Here is an 18,590-nt window from a genome sequence, read left to right on the forward strand (position 1 = left end):
CGTCCCGGTATCGACCGTGGCGGTCGCCGGCTCACGAGCCGGAAGCGGGGAGTTCGACGCTACCGTTTTCATGCGCTCCCGATGCAGCGCCTGGCACACTCTCGCCGCGGTCGTCACCCTCCCCCCACGTCACGCTCGAAGCGATACGCGCGAGCACTTCCGCGGGCGCCTCGCCCAGCACCAGTATCTGCATTGGTCTGCCCTGATGGATAACGTGGCGAACCGCGGCGTAGGAAATGCCCAGACGATGGATGCCCGCCAGTAGCGGGCGCCGGTCCCCCGCAAGGGGTTCGACGAACAGACTGATGCTGGTCAAGCCATCGCTGTACATCCGGTGATCTGCTCGCGCGTTCTGGCGTGGACTGTCGGGGGGGATCGGCTGTGGCGTGAAACCGTCCGGCAACCATTGCGCCTGCCAGGGCGAATCGCCAGGCGATTGGCCAGGGCCGAGGCGCAGCGTGTGGGGGTAGAGCGAGGGGGTCTGCAGCTCGGTGATCTGGAAGGTCTCGAGAATCTGGCCGTCGACGCCAATCATCTCGCGCTTCAGCGGCAGCGATGTCTCGCTGTCAAGCCACAGTCGGAAGCCGTAGCGAAAGGCGTCCTGCGGCTCGATATCGAGACGCCAGGCCGAACGACCCGCAATACGCTCCAGCTCCATCGGCTGGAGTTGGTAGTGCGCCGCGACTTGCGCGGTCAAGGCGCCGGGTGCGACCCCCGCAGTGAAATCCAGCGCGGTCTGGCTCGAACCCTGGCCGACGCTGCCCTGCTTCCTGACCGCGACGGGCGGACCGTCGAGAAATCTGGCGATCTCGGTCTCGACGCCGTCCTCCACCCGATGGATCAGACTCAGTGTGCGTACGCCGTCGTAGCCGATGCGCACCGCTCGCGCCTGGAAGTTGTAGCAGTGACTCGCCCAGAGACTCCGCTGGAACAGTGCCTTCGGCGCGGGATCGTCGCTTTCCGAGGCCAGCTGGCGACAATCGAAACTCTCCGCGGCTGATGGAGCTTCACCCTGCGCCAGCGCAACGCCCGGCAGCGTGCCCAGACAGATCGCCGCGGCCCCTAGGTAGCACCTAACCATCAACGCACTTCCGTGGCTCCAGCTCCGCCCCCTTGCGCGGACAGCGAGCCAGGCGTGCGAAGTAGCGGCATCCAGTTGTCACCCGTGCTGTAGGCAGCACCGACCGAATGGCGCTCGAGATAGGATTGCAGCGTCTGCGCCTGCTCGAGATCGACATTGGGCGACTGACGGGCATTCGGCGACAGGAACATCGGCTGCATGACCTGCTCGCCGACGGTCATCACACCGTTACCGCTTCCCAGTCCACTGCCACCCAGCGAGTAGGGCAAGCCACTGGATACCGGCGCCTGCATGGAAGCCTGCATCGCACCGCCCTGACCACCGGACGCCGCGTCGACTGCCAGCGACGCTTCCAAGTCGCCGCCCCGCGAGGCGTTCCCGCCGCTCGCCGCGACATCGGAAGCCGTGGGGGTGTCGCCCGCGAACCGGCCGTTGAACACCTGAACGCCGGTGATCACCATCAGCGATACCGCCGCCGCCACGGCGGCGCCGCCCATCATCGAGAAACTGTGACGTTTGCCGGCCTGAACGGCAGGCTCCTGAACCGGCACCGGCTCGTCCGCCAGCGCCGCCATCACGTCGCCGGAGATATCGATATCGACGATCGCATCTCGCTCACGGCGCATCATGCTGCGCGCCAGATGGTAGCGACGCCAGGTATCGGACTCCTGCGACGAGGTGCCCAATGTCTTGAGGACTCGTCTCAGATCGAACTCGTCGGCTTCGTCGTCCATCAATGCGGAGAACGATTCGTGTACCTGCTTCATAGTCACACCCTCACACTCGCCTTGCGGCTTGCCACGTGTTGAATGACGGCGACACCCAGGGCAGCGCCTGAAGACCTGTCATTGCAGCCGGCTCGGGCCGTAATGCGCCAGTCTCGCTGTTTCGCCACCGGTGTCGATCGCCTGCCGCGTCACCGGTCGACGACACCTTGGCTATCGCCTGCACCCCTATGACGACAGAAACCGGCAACAGTTCATTTTCGATTCATCTTTCGCCATCCCATCGCCGACCGGGCCGGTTCGCACGCTTGCGCCAACGGGAATCAGGACCCATTGACAGCGTTCTTGGCGCCATGTTCCAGCAAGGGTTCGATATGCTTGTCGACCGCCTCCCGCGCCCGGAAGATTCTCGAGCGGACGGTGCCCACGGGACACTCCATGATCGTGGCGATATCTTCATAGGAGAGGCCATCGAACTCGCGCAACGTGATCGCGGTGCGCAGGTCGTCGGGCAACTGCTCGATGGCCGCGAACACGGCTGATTCGAGCTGGTCGCGGGCGATGGCGGCTTCCGGTGACTCGATATCCGACAGCCGCCCGCTCTGGTCGACGATCTCGGCATCACTGATGTCCAGATCGCTGCCCGGCGGCCGCCGCCCCCGGGAGACCAGATAGTTCTTCGCCGTATTGATGGCGATTCGATACATCCAGGTATAGAAGGCGCTCTCGGCGCGAAAACTGCCCAACGCGCGGTACGCCTTGATGAAAGCTTCCTGCGCCACATCCTGCACCTCAGAGTGGTCCTGGACGTAGCGGCTTATCAGCCCGAGAATCTTGTGCTGGTATTTCTTGACCAAAAGATCGAAGGCCCGAGTATCTCCCTTCTGCGCGCGCTCGACGAGTTGCTGATCGGTCTCTCGAACACCCATTCAGCGCCTCCCCGAACGGCTGGGGACGGGACGCGGCAGAGCAGAACAACGATGACGACTATGGTGACTGGGAGACAATACGCTCATGATCCAACCTGGAGCCCCTGGGGCTCGCGATTCAGTGACAGGCGTGCAACTTATAACAGAAACGAAGGATTAGCACGCGAAGCCGGCCCAGTGTTGCCGTTTTGGCCCCTTCCATCAAGCCACCCGTTTTCCGCCCGATTCCCGGGAGACGGCGGCAGCCGGGCGCGCAAAGTTGATTTTTGCACCCTTGAACCTCCATAGTACGCGCTTCACGCGCAGTCACTACTAGAGCCAACGGGTCCCAGCATGTCGGAACAGCAGGTCAACAATCTCAACGTTCTCTCCCAGGATCTCCTGATTACCCCGGAAGCGTTGAAGCAGAACATCCCACTTTCGGAATCCGCCGAACGCACCGTCATCGAAGGTCGCCAGACCATCCAGCGTATTCTCGATCGTGAAGATCCTCGCCTGCTCGTCGTCATCGGCCCCTGCTCGATCCACGACCCGGACGCGGCCCGCGACTATGCCCGGCGCCTACGCAAACTGGCCGATACCGTCAGCGACAGCCTTTACATCGTGATGCGCGTCTACTTCGAGAAGCCCCGTACCACGGTGGGGTGGAAAGGCCTGATCAACGATCCGCACCTCAACGACTCGTTCGAGATCGAGGAAGGCCTGCATATCGCTCGCCGGCTGCTGGTGGATCTGGCCGAGATCGGACTGCCGCTGGCCACGGAAGCGCTGGACCCGATCTCGCCGCAATATCTGCAGGACTGCATCAGCTGGTCCGCGGTGGGCGCCCGCACCACCGAATCCCAGACTCACCGCGAGATGGCCTCCGGTCTCTCCGGCCCGGTCGGCTTCAAGAACGGCACCGACGGCAGCCTCGACGTCGCCGTCAACGCCCTGCAGTCGGTGGCGAGCCCGCACAATTTCCTGGGTATCGACCAGGCCGGCCAGGTCGCGGTGATTCGCACCCGGGGCAACGCCTACGGACATGTGGTGCTGCGCGGTGGCAACGGCAAGCCCAACTACGACAGCGTCAGCGTCACGCTCGCCGAGCAGGAACTGCACAAGGCGGGCCTGAAGGCCAACCTGATGGTCGACTGCTCCCACGCCAACTCCAACAAGGATCCGGCGCTGCAGCCGTTGGTGATGGAGAACGTGACCCACCAGATTCTCGACGGCAACCGCTCGATCATCGGGTTGATGATCGAGTCGAACATCGGCTGGGGCAGCCAGAAGATGCCCGAGGACCGCAGTCAGCTCCAGTATGGCGTGTCGATCACCGACGCCTGCATCGACTGGCCAACCACGGAACGGACGCTGACGCAGATGGCGGAGCAGCTCGCGGCGCCGCTGCGCGACCGCCAGCAGTCCGACGACTGATCCATTGTCGGTAATCGATCGTCCGCAGGATCGATAGAGCGAAAACGCCCGATNNATCGGGCGTTTTCGCGACAACAGATTTTCACACCGACAGAGGCCTCGCGGCCAGCGATCAGTTTCTTGCCGGCTCGCCCGCTTCCACCCCGTCGATCTGACGGCGAAACGGTGGTAGCGCATCCAGCAGCGCCTTGCCGTAGCGACGCGTCAGCACGCGCCGATCCAGCAGCGAGATGCGGCCGCTGTCGTTCTCCTTGCGAATCAGCCGCCCGCACGCCTGGACCAGCTTGATCGACGCATCCGGCACCGAGATCCGCATGAACGGGTTGCCGCCCTGGCTCTCGATCCACTCGGCCAGCGTGGCACCGACCGGGTCGTCCGGCACCGAGAAAGGCAGCCGGGTGATCACCACGTGGGTCAGATAGCGCCCCGGGAGGTCGATCCCCTCGGCGAAGCTCGCGAGACCGAAGATCAGGCTCCCCTTGCCAGCGTCGACGGCAACGCGATGACGTTCCAGCAGCTCTCTTTTCGGCAATCGATCCTGAGAGAGCAGGCGCGAGGCCCACGGCTCCTCCAGCGCATCGGCGACACTGCGCAACTGCTTGCGCGACGAGAACAGCACCAGCACCGCCTCATCGTCACTCAAGCCCTCGATGAACTGGACGATCGAGCGGTCATGGGCCATGGCGTCCCCCGGCTCGACGGCTTCCCGCGGCACGCTGAGAATCGCCCGCGAGTAGTCGAACGGGCTCGGCAGGCGCTGATAGCGGTAGCGGTTGGCCAGCCCCGCCCGCTCCTGAAGTCGTTCGAAGCGGTTGAGCGCCGTCAGCGTGGCCGAAGTCACCACCGCGCCATAGCAGCTCCCCCAGAGGTAACGGGCCAGCGTTTCCGCCGCCGACACCGGGCTGGCCGAAAAGGTGAGCTCCGGCTCCCCGGCGAAGTGCTGGAACGTCAGCCAGCGCGCCTGCGGCGCCTGCCCTGCCGGATCCGGCTTGGCCATGGCGGACCACAGCGAGTGCGCTTCCAGGGCGCGACCATGGAGCAGCGCCGTCAGCGGCAGCCAGGGCTCCGCCTGTTCGCGCGCAAGCCCGGTGGATTTATCCGGGTCGAGGCTCTCGCGCAGGATATCGCTCATCGTCTCGAGATCCCGCGACAGCTCGGCGAAGGGAATCACCAGTTGCTGGGCGAGATCGGCCAGCGGCGCCGGCGCCTTGCCGTTGGGAAACCGGAAGTGCTGCGTCTCGTCGCCGGCGCCGGCGTCCAGACCCGCGATCCGATGCCCCATGGCATAGACGTCACCCAGCCGCGGCTCCAGCGCCGCGATTCGCTCGGGGAAAGTCGCCAGCAGTCGCGCCAGCGTGGGCTGCGCGCCCAGCGCAGTGTTCAGTTCGGTCAGCGACTTCTTCAGGGTGCGCAGCCAGCGCAGCGCGCCATTGACCCCGAAGCGATGGTAGAAATGGTCCAGCGCCTTGTCCGGCAGATGATGCCCTTCGTCGAAGACGTAGATGCAATCCTTGGGCGCCGGCAGCACCATTCCTCCACCCAGCGCGAGGTCCGCCAGCACCAGGTCATGGTTGGCGACGATGATGTCGGCCTGTTCGAGATGCCGGCGCGAACGAAAATAGGCGCAGGCGCCGAAATGCCCGCAGCGGCGGTTGGTGCACTGGCGGTGATCCACGGTCAGCCGGCGCCAGTCCCGGTCGTCGATGGCGACCGGCCAGCTGTCGCGATCCCCTTCCCAGTTGCCGGAAGCGTAGGTATCGGCCATCTCCTGGATCAACTGCGGAAAGTCCCCGCCCGCATCCGTGGCGATGGTCTGCTCGAACAGCGACAGCGTCGGGTTGGGCTCGGCGCCCTCCAGCGCCTGATCGAGCTTGGCCACGCACAGGTAGCGGCCGCGCCCCTTGGCCAGCGCGTACTCGAAGTCGAGGCCGCTGTGCGTCTTGAGCATCGGCAGGTCCTGATTGAGCACCTGCTCCTGCAGTGCCACCGTGGCAGTGGCGATCACCAGCCGCTTGCCACGGGCCTTGGCCACCGGCAGCGCCGCCAATAGATAGGCGAGCGTCTTGCCGGTCCCGGTGCCCGCTTCCAGCACGCAGACGTGTTCGTTGGAGGTCCGATGCCCCTGCTCGTCCCGCTCGATCGACGCCAGCGTGCGCGCGATCTCCGCGATCATCAGGCGCTGGCCGTAACGCGGCGTGAGCTCCAGCCCTTCGAGCACACGCCGGTAAGCCTCCTGGATTTCCTGCTTGAGGGATTCGTCGAGCATGCGCTTTCCGGGGCGGACTATCGGAAGTGAGATCGCCCACCGGCGGTGGGCGATTGCCACGAGACGACCACGTCGTCCGATAACATCGATTGAACCACGGCTCCGGTCGACGGCGCCATCGGCTCACGACATCATGGACTCGGGCGGATGCTCGCAGGGGAGCTTGCCGTTGATATAGTTTTCGATCTCGGGCAGCGAGAAGGCGTCTTCCTCGCCGACGAAGCTGATCGACACGCCCTTGGCGCCGGCACGGCCGGTCCGACCGATACGGTGGACGTAATCCTCGGGATCTTCCGGCAGCGTGAAGTTGATCACGTGACTGACATCCTCGATGTGGATTCCGCGTCCAGCGACATCGGTGGCCACCAGCACGGTGACTTCGCCTTCGCGAAAGCGCTCGAGCGTCCTGATGCGCTGGTTCTGAGGCACGTCACCGGAGAGCATGGCAGCGTTGATGCCCTGGTCGCGCAGCAGTTGATCCAGCTCGCGCACCAGGTCGCGACGGTTGCCGAACACGATCACCCTCTCCATCGCTTCCTGACGGACCAGGTTGAACAGCAGTTTGCGCTTCTCGTTGTCGCTGACCAGATAGACGCGCTGGTCGATGTTGGCGGCGTTGTCGTGGGTCACCTCGATCTCGACGTGAGCGGGATTCTGCGTCCACTGCTCCGAGAGATTGAGGATATCCGGGGTGAAGGTCGCCGAGAACAGGAAGGTCTGGCGCTCCTCGCGCTTGGGCGTGTAGCGGATGATGCGCTTGACGTCAGGAATGAAGCCCATCGACAGCATGCGGTCGGCCTCGTCCAGGACCAGCACCTCGACCTGGGAGAGATCGATGTCCCGCTTCTGCTGGAAGTCGAGCAGGCGCCCCGGGGTGGCCACCAGAATATCCAGGTTCTTGCTCAACTGGTCGCGCTGCTTCTGGTAGTCCATGCCACCGACGACACTCGCCACATGCAGTGACGTGAAACGGGACAGCGCCTTGGCGTCCTTCTCGATCTGCAGCGCCAGCTCACGGGTCGGCGCGACGATCAGCGCACGCGGGGTCCCCGGCTTCTGGCCATCCGGCGCTTCCTCTTCCAGGAAGTAAGCCAGCATCGAGATCAGGAATGCGGCGGTCTTGCCGGTGCCGGTCTGCGCCTTGCCGACGACGTCGCCACCGAGCAGCGTGTGCATCAGCGCTTCGGCCTGAATCGGCGTGCAGTACTCGAAGCCTTCGGCCTGGATCGCTCGCATCAGCGGGTTCGGCAGGTCGAAATCGTGGAATCGCCAGCGTCCGGCAACGGGCTCGACCTGAAACTGCTTCAGCGACCAGCCCGAAGTGTTCCGCGACTGCGATTTACGTGGCTTGCGCCGACGCCGCTTGGGTCTGCGGTTCTGTGCCGGGGCCTGGGTGTTGTCAGACTCACTCATAGTTATGACGAATGTCCGAAATCGATTGACGGTTTGACTCGCGAGAGCCGGCGCTGTCCGTACCGGAGGCCGGTAGCACCGTGATCGGCGCGGCGGAAGGAGTGTTCACGCCTCCAGGGCGAATCCTCGACGCGACGAGTGACGATCTCGCGCAGAGACCACCCGACGCGAGCCGACAGTATTGTACCAGTCTCGCCCGCCAACGTCGCGAGCCCAGTCGATCGAGATTGCCGGCCCTGGCACACCGGGTGTGCGGGTCTGGTTCGGGTATTCGATGGCAGGCGCTGCGCTGGCTGTTAAACTATCCGCCATTCAATCGCTCTCGATTACCCGCCAAGAAGCTCATAGGTCGCGCGCATGACTCGCAGAAAAAAGACCCGGTCGCTGGCCGACAAGGTGACGATCCGCACCGGCAAGCGCAAGGATTACCGCCGCTGGCGCCATGACAATCCCGACGAAGTCGCGCCGTCGCGCCGCTACGTCGACAAGAAGACTCAGCAGCGCAAGCTGCAGGCCGAGCGCAAGCGCCAACGCCAGAGCGCCCCGCCACTCCCCCTGCACAAGCCCGCCAGCGACGACAAGGATTCCGACTGATGCGCCTGGTTTCTTTCAACATCAACGGCATCCGGGCGCGGCTCCACCAGCTCGAGGCGCTGATCGCGACGCACGCGCCGGACGTGATTGGGCTGCAGGAGACCAAGGTCCAGGACAGCGAGTTTCCCAGGCAAGCCGTGGAGGCGATGGGCTATCACGTCCATTTTCACGGCCAGAAGGGACATTATGGGGTCGCCATGCTGACCCGGTCGGCACCGGCGGCCGTCCACTACGGGCTGCCGGACGACGGTGAGGACGCGCAGCGCCGGCTGATCGGCGTGACGTTGACCATGAACGACGGTCAGCCCATCACGGTGTGGAACGGCTACTTTCCCCAGGGCGAGAATATCGCCCACCCCACCAAGTATCCCAACAAGCGGGCGTTCTACGCCGGTCTCAACGCCCTGCTCGAGCAACGCCATCGACCCGACGAGCGGGTGGCGATCATGGGGGATTTCAACATCTCCCCGGCGGACATCGACATCGGCATCGGCGAAGAGAACCGCAAGCGCTGGCTACGCGAGGGCAAGACCAGTTTCCAGCCGGAAGAGCGTGAGTGGCTTGCACGCCTGAAGGCGTGGGGGCTGGAGGACAGCTACCGGCGCTGCCATCCCGACAGCACTGATTTCTTCAGCTGGTTCGACTACCGCTCCAAGGGTTTCGACCGTGAGCCCAAGCGCGGGCTGCGGATCGACTACATCCTGGTGACCGAGCCCCTGGCGAGTGCGACTCGGCGCTCCGGGATCGATTATGACCTGCGCGGCATGGAACGACCTTCCGATCACGCACCGGTATGGAGCGAGTTCGATCTCGACTGAGGGGATGTCGATCTGATTGGCAGCGCCAGCAACGACGACGCCCCGGAACTCGGGGCGTCGTCGATAGAAGCCGTCGGTGGCCGAGTCGAAGAGCGGTGGAAAACCGCCGCTCGTCAGCCCAGTGAGTCCAGCCACTGCTGGGCCTGGGTCACGCCGGCGGCCTTGGCCTGGCGAAAGGCCTCCCGCGCCACGTCACGCCGATCGAGCCGGGCAGCCGCGATACCCTGCAGCAGCCAGTCGCGTCCCGACACCTCGCCACCCGCCTGGCGCAGGCTGGAGAGCGCATCCAGCGTCGTCTGCCATTCGCCCCAGCCGTAAGCGACCTCCGCCAGCTGTTGCCAATCCTGCCCGCGCCCGGTCCGCTCTGCCAGCGCGCGCCAGGCCCCCAGCGCCTCGTCGTGACTGCGTGCCGCCGTCCACGCCTGCGCCAGGAGCTTGAGGTTGTCGGCACTGGCTTCGAGCCGACCGTCGTCCATCCAGTGGGCCAGATGCTCGGCGGCACGGGCCGGCGTACCGCCGGCGATATGCAATTTGGCCAGTTGCCGCAGATCGTCTTTCGAGACCAGCACGCCACGGCGCCAGCCGCTCTCCCAGATCGCCGCGGCCCGGCCGTTATCGCCGGCTTGCTGGGCCAGGCCCGCGGCGCGGCGCCAAACGTCCGGCGAATCTTGGTCACTGCCCAGCAGCGCCAGGGCGTCGTCGAAACGCCCACTCTGTTGATAGACCGTGCTCGCCAACTGACGCTGCGACGAGCTCCAGCCTTCGCTGCCGGATTCCCGCAGGCGATCGAGCGACTGGCTGGCCGCTGTCCAGTCGTCGAGCGACGCCCGCGCCTGGACCAGCAGCCAGCGCGACGCATCGTCGCCGCCGCTGCGCTCGATCCAGGCGGTCAGCAGGTCGGCGCCCTCCCGCGTCTGGCCGGCGCGGAGCCGGAGACGTGCTTCCTGCTGCAACCAGGCGAGCCGGCGAGCGGCGGGGACACCGTCGATACGCCGCGCCTCGGCAAACTGATCCGCCGCCGTGGCATCCTCGTGGCGACTGGCATTGGCCGTGGCAGCCAGTTGCAGGAACAGCGCCCGTGCCCAGCGGTCGGCGGCGTTGCCACCTTGGAGACGCGAGGCGGATGCCGCGGCCCGCGAGGCCACCGTCGCATCGTCGCCGGCCTCGAGCTGCGACTGCATCGATTGCAGCGTTCGAATCATGTCCGGGCGCAGCGCCGGCCCCTCCGCCTGCGCCGGCGAGGCGCTGCCGAAGCCGACCAGGCCCGCTGCCACCAGCGCCAGGCAGCGCCTGCCCAGACGGCGAACCCTCGTCGAACTCATCATCAGCCCTCCAACTGGAACTGGATACGCTGAGTGGCGCGCCGCACGTCGTCGGCCGGCGGGAACCGCCACTGCGATACCGCCTCTTCCACCGCACGATCGAAGACATTGGCGGGGTCGGCATCGATCACCCGCAAGCTGCCGGTGTCGACACGCCCATCCGGTTGAATGATGAAGCTGACCTCGACGTAGCCTTCCATGCCGCGACGACGCGCCCGCATCGGGTAAGTCGGATTGACTCGACTGGTCGGCTGCAGCTGACCGACGTCACGTGGCGATGCCTGCGTACCCCGGGGCGGCTGCTGGGGTGCCGGATTGGGCTGCGCTGGCGCATCCGCCGGCTCGGGCGAGGCTTCCGGCTGCGGCGTGGCTTCAGCCACTGTTTCCTGCGTCGGCCGGGGCTCCGGCTCGGGGCGAGGTTCCGGTTCGGGCCGGGCTTCGCTCAGCTCGGGCAGTGTCTCGTCCAGGGTGACGTCCGGCGTCTGCATCGGCGGTGTCTGCGGCTCGGGAATCTCCACCGGGCTGGGCGCTTCGGCTGCCGGTGGCGGTGCTGCCGCGGGCGGCGGCGGTGGCGCGCTGGCCGGCGGCAACGCGGGGGATGTCGGCGTCGGCTGCGCCGGGTCCGGCTGCGGCGCGTCGACCATGGAGATCGCCGTGGGCGTGACGATCTGTGTGCGATCCGGCGCCGGCGGTGCCACCAGCAGCGCCAGTAGGTAGAACAGCAGCAGCGCCAGCAGCGCGCCACCCGCCAGACCGGCCAATCTACGCATCAGCCGGCGCCCCGGTTGGCAGCCACGGCAACGTTGTCGACCCCGGCCTGGTGAATCCGATCCATCACCTGGATCAGCAGGCCGGTGGTCGAGTTCTTATCGGCCTGGACCACGACGCTGCCGTCACCGGAGACCAGCTGCGCCACGCGTGCGCCGACGCGATGGGCATCCACGGCTTCGCCATCGACCCACACCGCGCCTTCACCGGTGATCGCGACCAGCACCTGGGTATCCTGCCTAGCCGTCGCCTCGCTGGACTCGGGGCGCTGGATCTCGACGCCACTCTCCTTGATGAAGCTGGTGGTGACGATGAAGAAGATCAGCATGATGAAGACGACATCCAGCATCGGCGTCAGGTCGATGCCGGTCGAGTCATCAGTCGCTTCCCGCAAGCGGCGCCTACGCATGAGAGTCCTCCACGGCGCGGGCCATGCGGTCGTGCAGCCGCTGGTCCTCGCGTCGAATGATCTGTTCCAGCCGGGTGACGAACAGCAGGCCGACCACGGCGACCGCCATTCCGCACAGCGTCGGCAACGTGGCCTGGGCAACGCCATCGGCCATCGCCCGCGCCTGATTGCTCTCGGTGAGTGCCAGACTGTCGAAGACCTGGATCATCCCGGTCACCGTCCCCAGCAATCCGAGCAAGGGGCAGACCGCAATGAGCAGCTTGAGCCACGGCAGCGGCAGACGCAGCCGGGCGATCAATTCGCGCGTCCACACCTCGCGCAGTGTCAGCGCACTCCAGCTCGAGTGATCGCGACGCCGAATCCAGGCGTCGATCAACACCCGCCGGGCCCGGCGGTGGGTGAACTGCCAGTAGAACAGCCGTTCCAGCGACATCGCGAACAGCGCCATGGCTACCAGCATGATCACCACCAGCACCTCACCGCCGGCGCCGATCAGCCAGCGGATCGGCTCAAGCGTGAGCACCATGACGACGCTCCTCGGCGTGGGCAACGGCAGCGGTTTCGGCTTCGAGATGCTCGGCGAGCACGGCGCTGGCGCGACCTTCCAGCAAGCCGATCAGACGCCGGCTCCGGCTGCTCAATGCCGTATTGACGAACAGCAACGGCACCGCCGTGATCAGGCCCAGCACCGTCGTCACCAGTGCCTGGCTGATGCCACCCGCCATCAGTTGGGGGTCGCCGGTACCGAACACCGTGATCGACTGGAAAGTCACGATCATCCCGGTAACCGTACCCAGCAGTCCCAGCAGCGGCGCCACCGCGGCGATCAGCTTGACGATCGGCTGCCCCCGCTCCAGACGGGGCTGTTCCGCCAGCATGGCTTCATCGAGACGAGCTTCCAGCGCTTCCGGCGCATGATCGCGACCCAGCGCGGCGAAACGCGCGAGGACCCGTCCCAACGGATTGTCGTCACGCAAGGTGTCCGGAGACTGCATCTGGCGACGCATTCTCGCACTGACCCGAAGCAGATAGGCGTACTGGACCAGCGCCACCAGTAGCCCGACGAGCCCCAGCGCCACGATCACGTAGCCGACGTAGCCACCCTGCTGAAAGCGCTGCCATAGCGTTGGCTGCTGAGACAGCGCCTCGAGCACGTCACCGTCGGTGGGGTCGATCACGATCTGGTTGCCGTCGCCCTGCTGGAACGCCTTCAACGCCTGACGAGCGTCGCCCGGCGTCGCCGCGAACACGGAGAGGCGGCCATCGTCGCCCACGCGCTGCAGCAGATCGCCATCGCTGAAGGCGACGGTATCGCCCAGCCGCACCACTTCCCGCTGGCTCACGTCGCCATCCTGACCCGCGACGGGCGCCTGGAACCGCACCCCGCGCCCGCTCTCCGCGACCAGCCCCGCCAGATCCCGACGTACGCGTTCGAGAGTCTGCAGATCGACGAGGCCGCGATCGTCGAGACGCGGCGGCAGCGTCGCATCGCCACCGACGGTCAGCCAGCTCTCGGCGAGGGCATCCCGAAGCTCGCTGGCCTGCTGCTTGACGATACCGGAGATATCGCCGATATCCCCGGCGTCCTGGGCGCGCTGCTGACCCAGGTCGGCCAGTTGCTGCTGCTGGTCCGATTGACGCGCCTCCAGCTCATCCCGCCGGGCCTGCGCTTGCTGCAGGCGTTGCTCGGCATCGGTGACCGCTTGCTGTAACGCCTGGCGATCGTCCAGCAGGGTCTCCAGCCGCTGGCTATCACGCTGTTCGGCGGCTTGGCTGTCGGAGCGGAACCTGTCGAGCACCTGCTGCATCGAGGACGCGGTATCACTCGTCGCATCGCCTGCCGCGGCGCCAGACTGGGCGCTGACGGTACCGGGCAGCAGCGTGATCGCCGCGAGGGGCAGCACCAACCACCATGAATGACGCCTCATGACTGGCCCTCCGTTGCTGATCGCCCCGCGCCGACCACCAGCGAGGCCGGCAGTCGGAGCAGTGCAGGCGCGCTCTGATCCTGAGCGATTCGGATGCCGCGGCGGACCTCATTGATCTGATCGCCGTTCAGCGCTTCCCAGTTACCGTTGGCAACGCTCCAGACTCCGCCGGCGCGGTCATCCGGGGTGACGTAGTACCAGCCGGTGCGGCCAACGCGCAAATAATCGACCTCCCTCGCCATCTGGCTGGCCTGGCCGGCGGCCTCGGATTGCGCGCCCTCGAGCGGTCCGCTCCATTGATCCATCTCCCGCCCGTAGGCCAGCTCGGCACGCCAGGCGGAAAAGATACGCTGCAGCTTGTCGGCCTGGGAGGCGTCATCGCGGGACAGCATCTGCTCCAGGTCATCGACGCGGGCCAGTCGCTCGTCACGCAGGAACGGCATGTCCGCCTCGATCATCGCCCGCAGTTGCCCGACCATCTGGCGCATCTCGCCCGGCAGCGCCTCGCGGGTCACGGAGATCTGCGCGAGCGCCTGCTTTTCGGCATCGATACGCTTGGCCTGATTATCGACGATCGGCGCCAGTTCGGCGTTGTAGCTCTCCAGTCGATCGGCCTGCTGATCGGCCTGGCGCAAGCGCTGCAGCGCCTCGCGGGTGGCGTCGTCGGCGTCGTCGATGCGCTGCTGGAGCTCGGCCTGGGTCTGCTGCGCCTGGATGCTGGCCTGACTCAGCGAGTCCTGGGCAAGTGTCGTGCTGGACGCACTCACACTGATGGCGGCGAGGCAGAGGACCAACACATACCCACCTCTTGTTCGCGGGAAATGGAGCACCACGCTATCTCCTTGCGGATAAGCCGTAACGACGAGGCGGTGAAGAGCGCCGCCGGGTCGGCGGAATGACGAGATTGAATTCGACGCGATACGCTAATACAAACAAGAACAATTATCAATACGCATCCACGCCGCCGCCCTCTCACCGACGCCTGGCGGTGACGCCGAGGCGAGGCTTCCTGAATACGGCGCCCGACCCCCGGACACGAAAAAGCCGATGNNATCGGCTTTTTCGCCACCGCGGTTCCGCGACGACGGGACCGTGGCTTCTGTCCCCGCTCGGGCAGGAGCTCGAACCGATCACCGGCGAGGCCGCAAACCCTCGAGAGCGCGACCTGGAAGATCCCGATCTCCTACAGCTTCTGTTCCCGCTCGGGCAGGAGCTCGAACCGATCACCGACGAGGCCGCAGACCCTCGAGAGCGCGACCTGGAAGATCCCGATCTCCTACAGCTTCTGTTCCAGCTCGGGCAGGATCTCGAACAGGTCGCCCACCAGGCCATAGTCCGCCACCTGGAAGATCGGCGCCTCGTCATCCTTGTTGATGGCCACGATCACCTTGGAGTCCTTCATCCCGGCCAGGTGCTGGATCGCTCCGCTGATCCCCACGGCGATATAGAGGTCGGGGGCGACGATCTTGCCGGTCTGCCCGACCTGCATGTCGTTGGGCACGAAGCCGGCATCGACGGCGGCACGCGAGGCCCCGATCGCTGCACCCAGCTTGTCGGCGATACCGTCGAGGAGCTTGAAGTTGTCGCCGTTGCCCATCCCGCGACCGCCGGAAATGACGACACGCGCCCCGCCCAGCTCCGGACGTTCGTTCTGGGCCAGCTCCTCGCCGATGAAGCGCGACAGCTCGCTGGAGACCACGATATCCAGGGCTTCGATGGTGGCGCCACCGCCCTCGGCCACTGGATCGAACGCCGTGGTGCGCACCGTGATCACCTTGAACGCATCGCTGGACTGCACCGTGGCGATGGCGTTGCCGGCATAGATCGGCCGCTTGAAGGTGTCGGCGCCTTCGACGCTCAGAATCTCGGAGATCTGGGAGACGTCCTTGAGCGCGGCGACGCGCGGCAGCACGTTCTTGCCTTCGGTGGAGGCCGCGGCCAGCACGTGGCTGTAGTCGTCGGCGAGCTTGACCAGCAGGTCCGCCAGCGGCTCGGCCAGTTGGTGGGCGTAGACCGGGGCGTCGGCCACGCGAACGCGCGAGACACCATCGAGCCTGGCGGCCGCCTCGGCAACGCCGGCGACACCGTCACCCGCGACCAGAATATCGATATCGCCGCCGATCGCCCGGGCCGCGCCCACGACGTGGGCGGTACCGGCAGCGAGCTGACCGTCGTGGTGTTCGGCGAGAACCAGAATGCTCATCTCATCCGCTCCTATCAAAGCACTTTGGCTTCGTTCTTAAGTTTGTCGATCAGCTCATCCACGGAGCCCACCTTGATACCGCCCTTGCGCTCGGCCGGTGTCTCGACCTTCAGCAGCGACAGCCCGCTGGCGACGGTCACGCCAAGCGCTTCCGGCGTCCGGGTGTCGAGCGGCTTCTTCTTGGCTTTCATGATGTCCGGCAGCTTGGCGTAGCGCGGCTCGTTCAGGCGCAGGTCGGTGGTGACCACGGCCGGCAGCTTGAGCGCGACGGTCTGCAGGCCACCGTCGATCTCGCGGGTGACGCGAATCTCCCCCTCCTCGACCCCGTCGCCGAAAGCGACTTCGGAGGCGAAGGTGCCCTGCCCCATATTGGCCAACGCCGCCAGCATCTGACCGGTCTGATTGTTGTCGGTGTCGATCGCCTGCTTGCCGAGGATGACCAGGCCCGGCTGCTCCTCGTCGACGACGCCCTTGAGCAGTTTGGCGACCGTCAGTGACTCGACGCGCTCTTCGGTTTCGACATGAATAGCGCGATCCGCTCCCAGCGCCAACGCTGTGCGCAGTTGCTCCTGCGCGGCCTTGGGACCGACCGTGACGGCGACGATTTCGGTGGCGATGCCCTTCTCCTTGAGTCGAACGGCCTCTTCCACCGCGATCTCGCAGAACGGGTTCATGGCCATCTTGACGTTGGTCAGATCGACATCGGAGTGATCCGGCTTGACCCGGATCTTGACGTTGTAATCGATGACGCGTTTGACCGCGACGAGTACTTTCATGGGTGTCCTCGCTGGCTATTGACAGACCGACCCGGCAGGCGTCGGCCGACATCGACGATTGGCGGCCCTGATCGTGGCTCGATGCCGGATAACAGAACGTCGGCGGAGACAGAATCACGCCGACGCCGGCCGGGGTCAACTCGACGCCCTTCGCGCCCCAGGGTGGTGCACCACGGGGACAGCAATGGGCGAAAAATGCGATGATAGCGCATCGACGGCACCGTGCCGAAGCAGCACCTTCGCATAAGGCCAGCGCCGGTTGGCATAACGACAACCCTCTGGCTAACGTAAGGCCATAACAAACGACGGCCCATCGCCGTCGACGAACGGACCGGGTGGGCAGCGCGACAGCGCCCTGCCAGCAAGCGAGGAGATCGGGTTTGGAACGTGAATCCATGGATTTCGATGTAGTCATCGTCGGGGCAGGCCCCAGCGGGTTGTCGGCGGCGTGTCGCCTGATGCAGCAGGCGAGTGACGCCGGACGAGAACTGTCGGTCTGCGTGGTGGAAAAGGGGTCGGAGGTGGGTGCACACATTCTCTCCGGCGCGGTGTTCGAGCCGCGGGCCCTGGCCGAACTCTTTCCCGACTGGGCTGAGCGCGGCGCGCCACTGAACACGCCGGTGCTGCGCGATGAACTCTACCTGCTGAAGGACGCCGGCAAGGCGCAGAAGTTGCCCAACGCCCTGGTGCCGAAGTCGATGCACAACACCGGTCACGGCGGCGACGGACCCGCCACGAAGAACTATGTCATCAGTGCCGGGAACCTCTGCCGCTGGCTGGCCGAGCAGGCCGAAGGACTGGGCGTCGAGATCTTCCCCGGCTTCGCCGCGCAGCAGCCGATCGTCGACGAGGAGGGCATCGTTCGCGGCATCATCACCGGCGACATGGGAGTCGCCGCCGACGGCAGCGAAACGGCCAATTACATGCCAGGCATGGAGCTTCGCGCCAAGTACACGCTGTTCTGCGAGGGGGCCCGTGGCCATATCGGCAAGCAGTTGATCGAGCGCTTCGGTCTCGATGCCGATCGCGACCCCCAGCACTATGCCATCGGCTTCAAGGAGCTGTGGGACGTGCCCGCCGAGCAGCACGAGCCGGGCCTGGTGCTGCACGGATCCGGCTGGCCTCTGGATGACAAGGACCACGGCGGCGACAGCCACGGCGGCTGGTTCCTCTACCACGGCGACGACCAGCAGGTGATGGTGGGACTGATCGTCGACCTGGCCTACCGCAACCCGTATCTCTCGCCCTTCGACGAATTCCAGCGCATGAAGCATCATCCCCTGCTGGCGCGTCATCTGACCGGCGGGAAGCGCGTGGCCTACGGCGCCCGCGCCATCACCAAGGGCGGCGCCAACTGTCTGCCCAGGATGACCATGCCCGGCGCCCTGCTACTGGGCTGCAATGCCGGCACGCTCAACTTCGCCAAGATCAAGGGTATCCATACCGCGATGAAGTCGGGGCTGGTCGCGGCGGAAACCGTGTTTGCCGCCCTCGCCGCCGGCGACGAGGGCGGCAAGGAGCTCACCGATTTCACCTCGGCCTGGGAGTCGAGCTGGGCGTGGCGGGAGCTCGAAGCCAGCCGCAGCTTCGGCCCGGCCATTCACAAGTTCGGCACCGTTGGCGGCGGCGCTTTCAATTTCGTCGATCAGCTGCTGGGCGGCAAACTGCCCACGCAGCACGACACCACCCCGGACCACCGCCTGCAGACCGCGGCGGAGTCGTCGCCGATCGACTACCCCAAACCGGACGGCAAGCTGTCGTTCGACAAGCCCTCGTCGGTGTTCCTGTCGAACACCAACCACGACGAGAATCAGCCCTGCCACCTCAGGCTGAGCGACCCCGATATCCCGATCGAGAAAAACCTGCCGGAATACGCCGAACCCGCTCAGCGCTACTGCCCGGTGGGCGTCTACGAGGTGGTCGAGGAGNNGGCGCTGGGCGA

At 65.8% G+C, this 18,590-nt stretch carries 16 protein-coding genes and 1 pseudogene; 4 read left to right on the forward strand and 13 right to left on the reverse strand.

The window, feature by feature from the left end; genetic code table 11:
- Positions 1-31: 31 nt before the first annotated feature.
- The 3 genes from DOM45_RS10130 to rpoE all read right to left on the reverse strand — a co-directional run bounded on the left by DOM45_RS10130 (position 32) and on the right by rpoE (position 2,735).
- Complete coding sequence (locus DOM45_RS10130; RefSeq protein ID WP_110600062.1) at positions 32-1,081, reverse strand: MucB/RseB C-terminal domain-containing protein; 1,050 nt, start codon at positions 1,079-1,081, stop codon at positions 32-34.
- Positions 1,081-1,848: a sigma-E factor negative regulatory protein gene (locus tag DOM45_RS10135; RefSeq protein WP_110600064.1), complete on the reverse strand. Its 768-nt coding sequence runs from the start codon at positions 1,846-1,848 to the stop codon at positions 1,081-1,083. The genes DOM45_RS10130 and DOM45_RS10135 overlap by 1 nt, the downstream gene beginning before the upstream one ends.
- 281 nt (positions 1,849-2,129) lie before the next feature.
- Positions 2,130-2,735, reverse strand: coding sequence for an RNA polymerase sigma factor RpoE (rpoE, locus tag DOM45_RS10140; protein ID WP_110600066.1), 606 nt, complete (start codon positions 2,733-2,735; stop codon positions 2,130-2,132).
- Between the two features lie 333 nt (positions 2,736-3,068).
- Between rpoE and DOM45_RS10145 the strand changes: the two genes are divergently transcribed.
- The gene (locus DOM45_RS10145) at positions 3,069-4,151 is read left to right on the forward strand and encodes a 3-deoxy-7-phosphoheptulonate synthase (RefSeq protein WP_110600068.1); all 1,083 of its coding nucleotides are present in this window, start codon (positions 3,069-3,071) and stop codon (positions 4,149-4,151) included.
- 112 nt (positions 4,152-4,263) lie between these two features.
- Here DOM45_RS10145 and dinG read toward each other — a convergent pair whose 3' ends face one another.
- Both dinG and rhlB read right to left on the reverse strand, forming a co-directional pair.
- Positions 4,264-6,417, reverse strand: coding sequence for an ATP-dependent DNA helicase DinG (gene dinG, locus DOM45_RS10150; RefSeq protein ID WP_110600070.1), 2,154 nt, complete (start codon positions 6,415-6,417; stop codon positions 4,264-4,266).
- A 123-nt stretch (positions 6,418-6,540) separates the two neighbouring features.
- Positions 6,541-7,830: an ATP-dependent RNA helicase RhlB gene (gene rhlB / locus DOM45_RS10155; protein ID WP_110600072.1), complete on the reverse strand. Its 1,290-nt coding sequence runs from the start codon at positions 7,828-7,830 to the stop codon at positions 6,541-6,543.
- A 357-nt stretch (positions 7,831-8,187) separates the two neighbouring features.
- Between rhlB and DOM45_RS10160 the strand changes: the two genes are divergently transcribed.
- Together DOM45_RS10160 and xthA are read left to right on the forward strand one after the other, a co-directional pair.
- Complete coding sequence (locus DOM45_RS10160; RefSeq protein ID WP_110600075.1) at positions 8,188-8,424, forward strand: hypothetical protein; 237 nt, start codon at positions 8,188-8,190, stop codon at positions 8,422-8,424.
- On the forward strand, positions 8,424-9,242 hold the full coding sequence (xthA, locus tag DOM45_RS10165) for an exodeoxyribonuclease III (RefSeq protein WP_110600077.1): 819 nt from the start codon (positions 8,424-8,426) through the stop codon (positions 9,240-9,242). The genes DOM45_RS10160 and xthA overlap by 1 nt, the downstream gene beginning before the upstream one ends.
- Before the next feature lie 113 nt (positions 9,243-9,355).
- Here xthA and DOM45_RS10170 read toward each other — a convergent pair whose 3' ends face one another.
- The 8 genes from DOM45_RS10170 to DOM45_RS10205 all read right to left on the reverse strand — a co-directional run bounded on the left by DOM45_RS10170 (position 9,356) and on the right by DOM45_RS10205 (position 16,648).
- Positions 9,356-10,567: a hypothetical protein gene (locus tag DOM45_RS10170; protein WP_240612352.1), complete on the reverse strand. Its 1,212-nt coding sequence runs from the start codon at positions 10,565-10,567 to the stop codon at positions 9,356-9,358.
- Positions 10,567-11,334 (reverse strand): energy transducer TonB, encoded by a 768-nt coding sequence (locus DOM45_RS10175; RefSeq protein ID WP_110600079.1) that lies wholly within the window; start codon positions 11,332-11,334, stop codon positions 10,567-10,569. The genes DOM45_RS10170 and DOM45_RS10175 overlap by 1 nt, the downstream gene beginning before the upstream one ends.
- A complete protein-coding gene (locus DOM45_RS10180; RefSeq protein ID WP_110600081.1) occupies positions 11,334-11,741 on the reverse strand; it encodes an ExbD/TolR family protein in 408 nt (135 codons plus the stop codon). The genes DOM45_RS10175 and DOM45_RS10180 overlap by 1 nt, the downstream gene beginning before the upstream one ends.
- A complete protein-coding gene (locus DOM45_RS10185; RefSeq protein ID WP_110600083.1) occupies positions 11,734-12,267 on the reverse strand; it encodes a MotA/TolQ/ExbB proton channel family protein in 534 nt (177 codons plus the stop codon). The genes DOM45_RS10180 and DOM45_RS10185 overlap by 8 nt, the downstream gene beginning before the upstream one ends.
- Positions 12,251-13,669, reverse strand: coding sequence for a MotA/TolQ/ExbB proton channel family protein (locus DOM45_RS10190; RefSeq protein ID WP_110600084.1), 1,419 nt, complete (start codon positions 13,667-13,669; stop codon positions 12,251-12,253). The genes DOM45_RS10185 and DOM45_RS10190 overlap by 17 nt, the downstream gene beginning before the upstream one ends.
- Positions 13,666-14,466, reverse strand: a complete 801-nt coding sequence (locus DOM45_RS10195; RefSeq protein ID WP_110600086.1) for a DUF3450 domain-containing protein — start codon at positions 14,464-14,466, stop codon at positions 13,666-13,668. Before DOM45_RS10195 ends, DOM45_RS10190 begins: the two co-directional genes overlap by 4 nt.
- Before the next feature lie 479 nt (positions 14,467-14,945).
- The gene (locus DOM45_RS10200; RefSeq protein WP_110600088.1) at positions 14,946-15,872 is read right to left on the reverse strand and encodes an electron transfer flavoprotein subunit alpha/FixB family protein; all 927 of its coding nucleotides are present in this window, start codon (positions 15,870-15,872) and stop codon (positions 14,946-14,948) included.
- Between the two features lie 14 nt (positions 15,873-15,886).
- Positions 15,887-16,648: an electron transfer flavoprotein subunit beta/FixA family protein gene (locus DOM45_RS10205; protein ID WP_110600090.1), complete on the reverse strand. Its 762-nt coding sequence runs from the start codon at positions 16,646-16,648 to the stop codon at positions 15,887-15,889.
- A gap of 395 nt (positions 16,649-17,043) precedes the next feature.
- Between DOM45_RS10205 and DOM45_RS10210 the strand changes: the two are divergent.
- A pseudogene (locus DOM45_RS10210) lies at positions 17,044-18,576 on the forward strand (electron transfer flavoprotein-ubiquinone oxidoreductase); the annotation flags it as partial.
- Positions 18,577-18,590 lie beyond the last annotated feature (14 nt).

It is taken from the genome of Salinicola lusitanus (assembly GCF_003206045.1).
Taxonomy (GTDB): Bacteria; Pseudomonadota; Gammaproteobacteria; order Pseudomonadales; family Halomonadaceae; genus Salinicola; species Salinicola lusitanus.

What these genes read in the sequence shown, in the direction of transcription:
- DOM45_RS10130 (WP_110600062.1), bottom strand. Translation starts at nt 1,081, where the DNA reads ATGGTTAGGTGCTACCTAGGGGCCGCGGCGATCTGTCTGGGCACGCTG.
- DOM45_RS10135 (WP_110600064.1), bottom strand. Translation starts at nt 1,848, where the DNA reads ATGAAGCAGGTACACGAATCGTTCTCCGCATTGATGGACGACGAAGCC.
- rpoE (WP_110600066.1), bottom strand. Translation starts at nt 2,735, where the DNA reads ATGGGTGTTCGAGAGACCGATCAGCAACTCGTCGAGCGCGCGCAGAAG.
- DOM45_RS10145 (WP_110600068.1), top strand. Translation starts at nt 3,069, where the DNA reads ATGTCGGAACAGCAGGTCAACAATCTCAACGTTCTCTCCCAGGATCTC.
- dinG (WP_110600070.1), bottom strand. Translation starts at nt 6,417, where the DNA reads ATGCTCGACGAATCCCTCAAGCAGGAAATCCAGGAGGCTTACCGGCGT.
- rhlB (WP_110600072.1), bottom strand. Translation starts at nt 7,830, where the DNA reads ATGAGTGAGTCTGACAACACCCAGGCCCCGGCACAGAACCGCAGACCC.
- DOM45_RS10160 (WP_110600075.1), top strand. Translation starts at nt 8,188, where the DNA reads ATGACTCGCAGAAAAAAGACCCGGTCGCTGGCCGACAAGGTGACGATC.
- xthA (WP_110600077.1), top strand. Translation starts at nt 8,424, where the DNA reads ATGCGCCTGGTTTCTTTCAACATCAACGGCATCCGGGCGCGGCTCCAC.
- DOM45_RS10170 (WP_240612352.1), bottom strand. Translation starts at nt 10,567, where the DNA reads ATGATGAGTTCGACGAGGGTTCGCCGTCTGGGCAGGCGCTGCCTGGCG.
- DOM45_RS10175 (WP_110600079.1), bottom strand. Translation starts at nt 11,334, where the DNA reads ATGCGTAGATTGGCCGGTCTGGCGGGTGGCGCGCTGCTGGCGCTGCTG.
- DOM45_RS10180 (WP_110600081.1), bottom strand. Translation starts at nt 11,741, where the DNA reads ATGCGTAGGCGCCGCTTGCGGGAAGCGACTGATGACTCGACCGGCATC.
- DOM45_RS10185 (WP_110600083.1), bottom strand. Translation starts at nt 12,267, where the DNA reads ATGGTGCTCACGCTTGAGCCGATCCGCTGGCTGATCGGCGCCGGCGGT.
- DOM45_RS10190 (WP_110600084.1), bottom strand. Translation starts at nt 13,669, where the DNA reads ATGAGGCGTCATTCATGGTGGTTGGTGCTGCCCCTCGCGGCGATCACG.
- DOM45_RS10200 (WP_110600088.1), bottom strand. Translation starts at nt 15,872, where the DNA reads ATGAGCATTCTGGTTCTCGCCGAACACCACGACGGTCAGCTCGCTGCC.
- DOM45_RS10205 (WP_110600090.1), bottom strand. Translation starts at nt 16,648, where the DNA reads ATGAAAGTACTCGTCGCGGTCAAACGCGTCATCGATTACAACGTCAAG.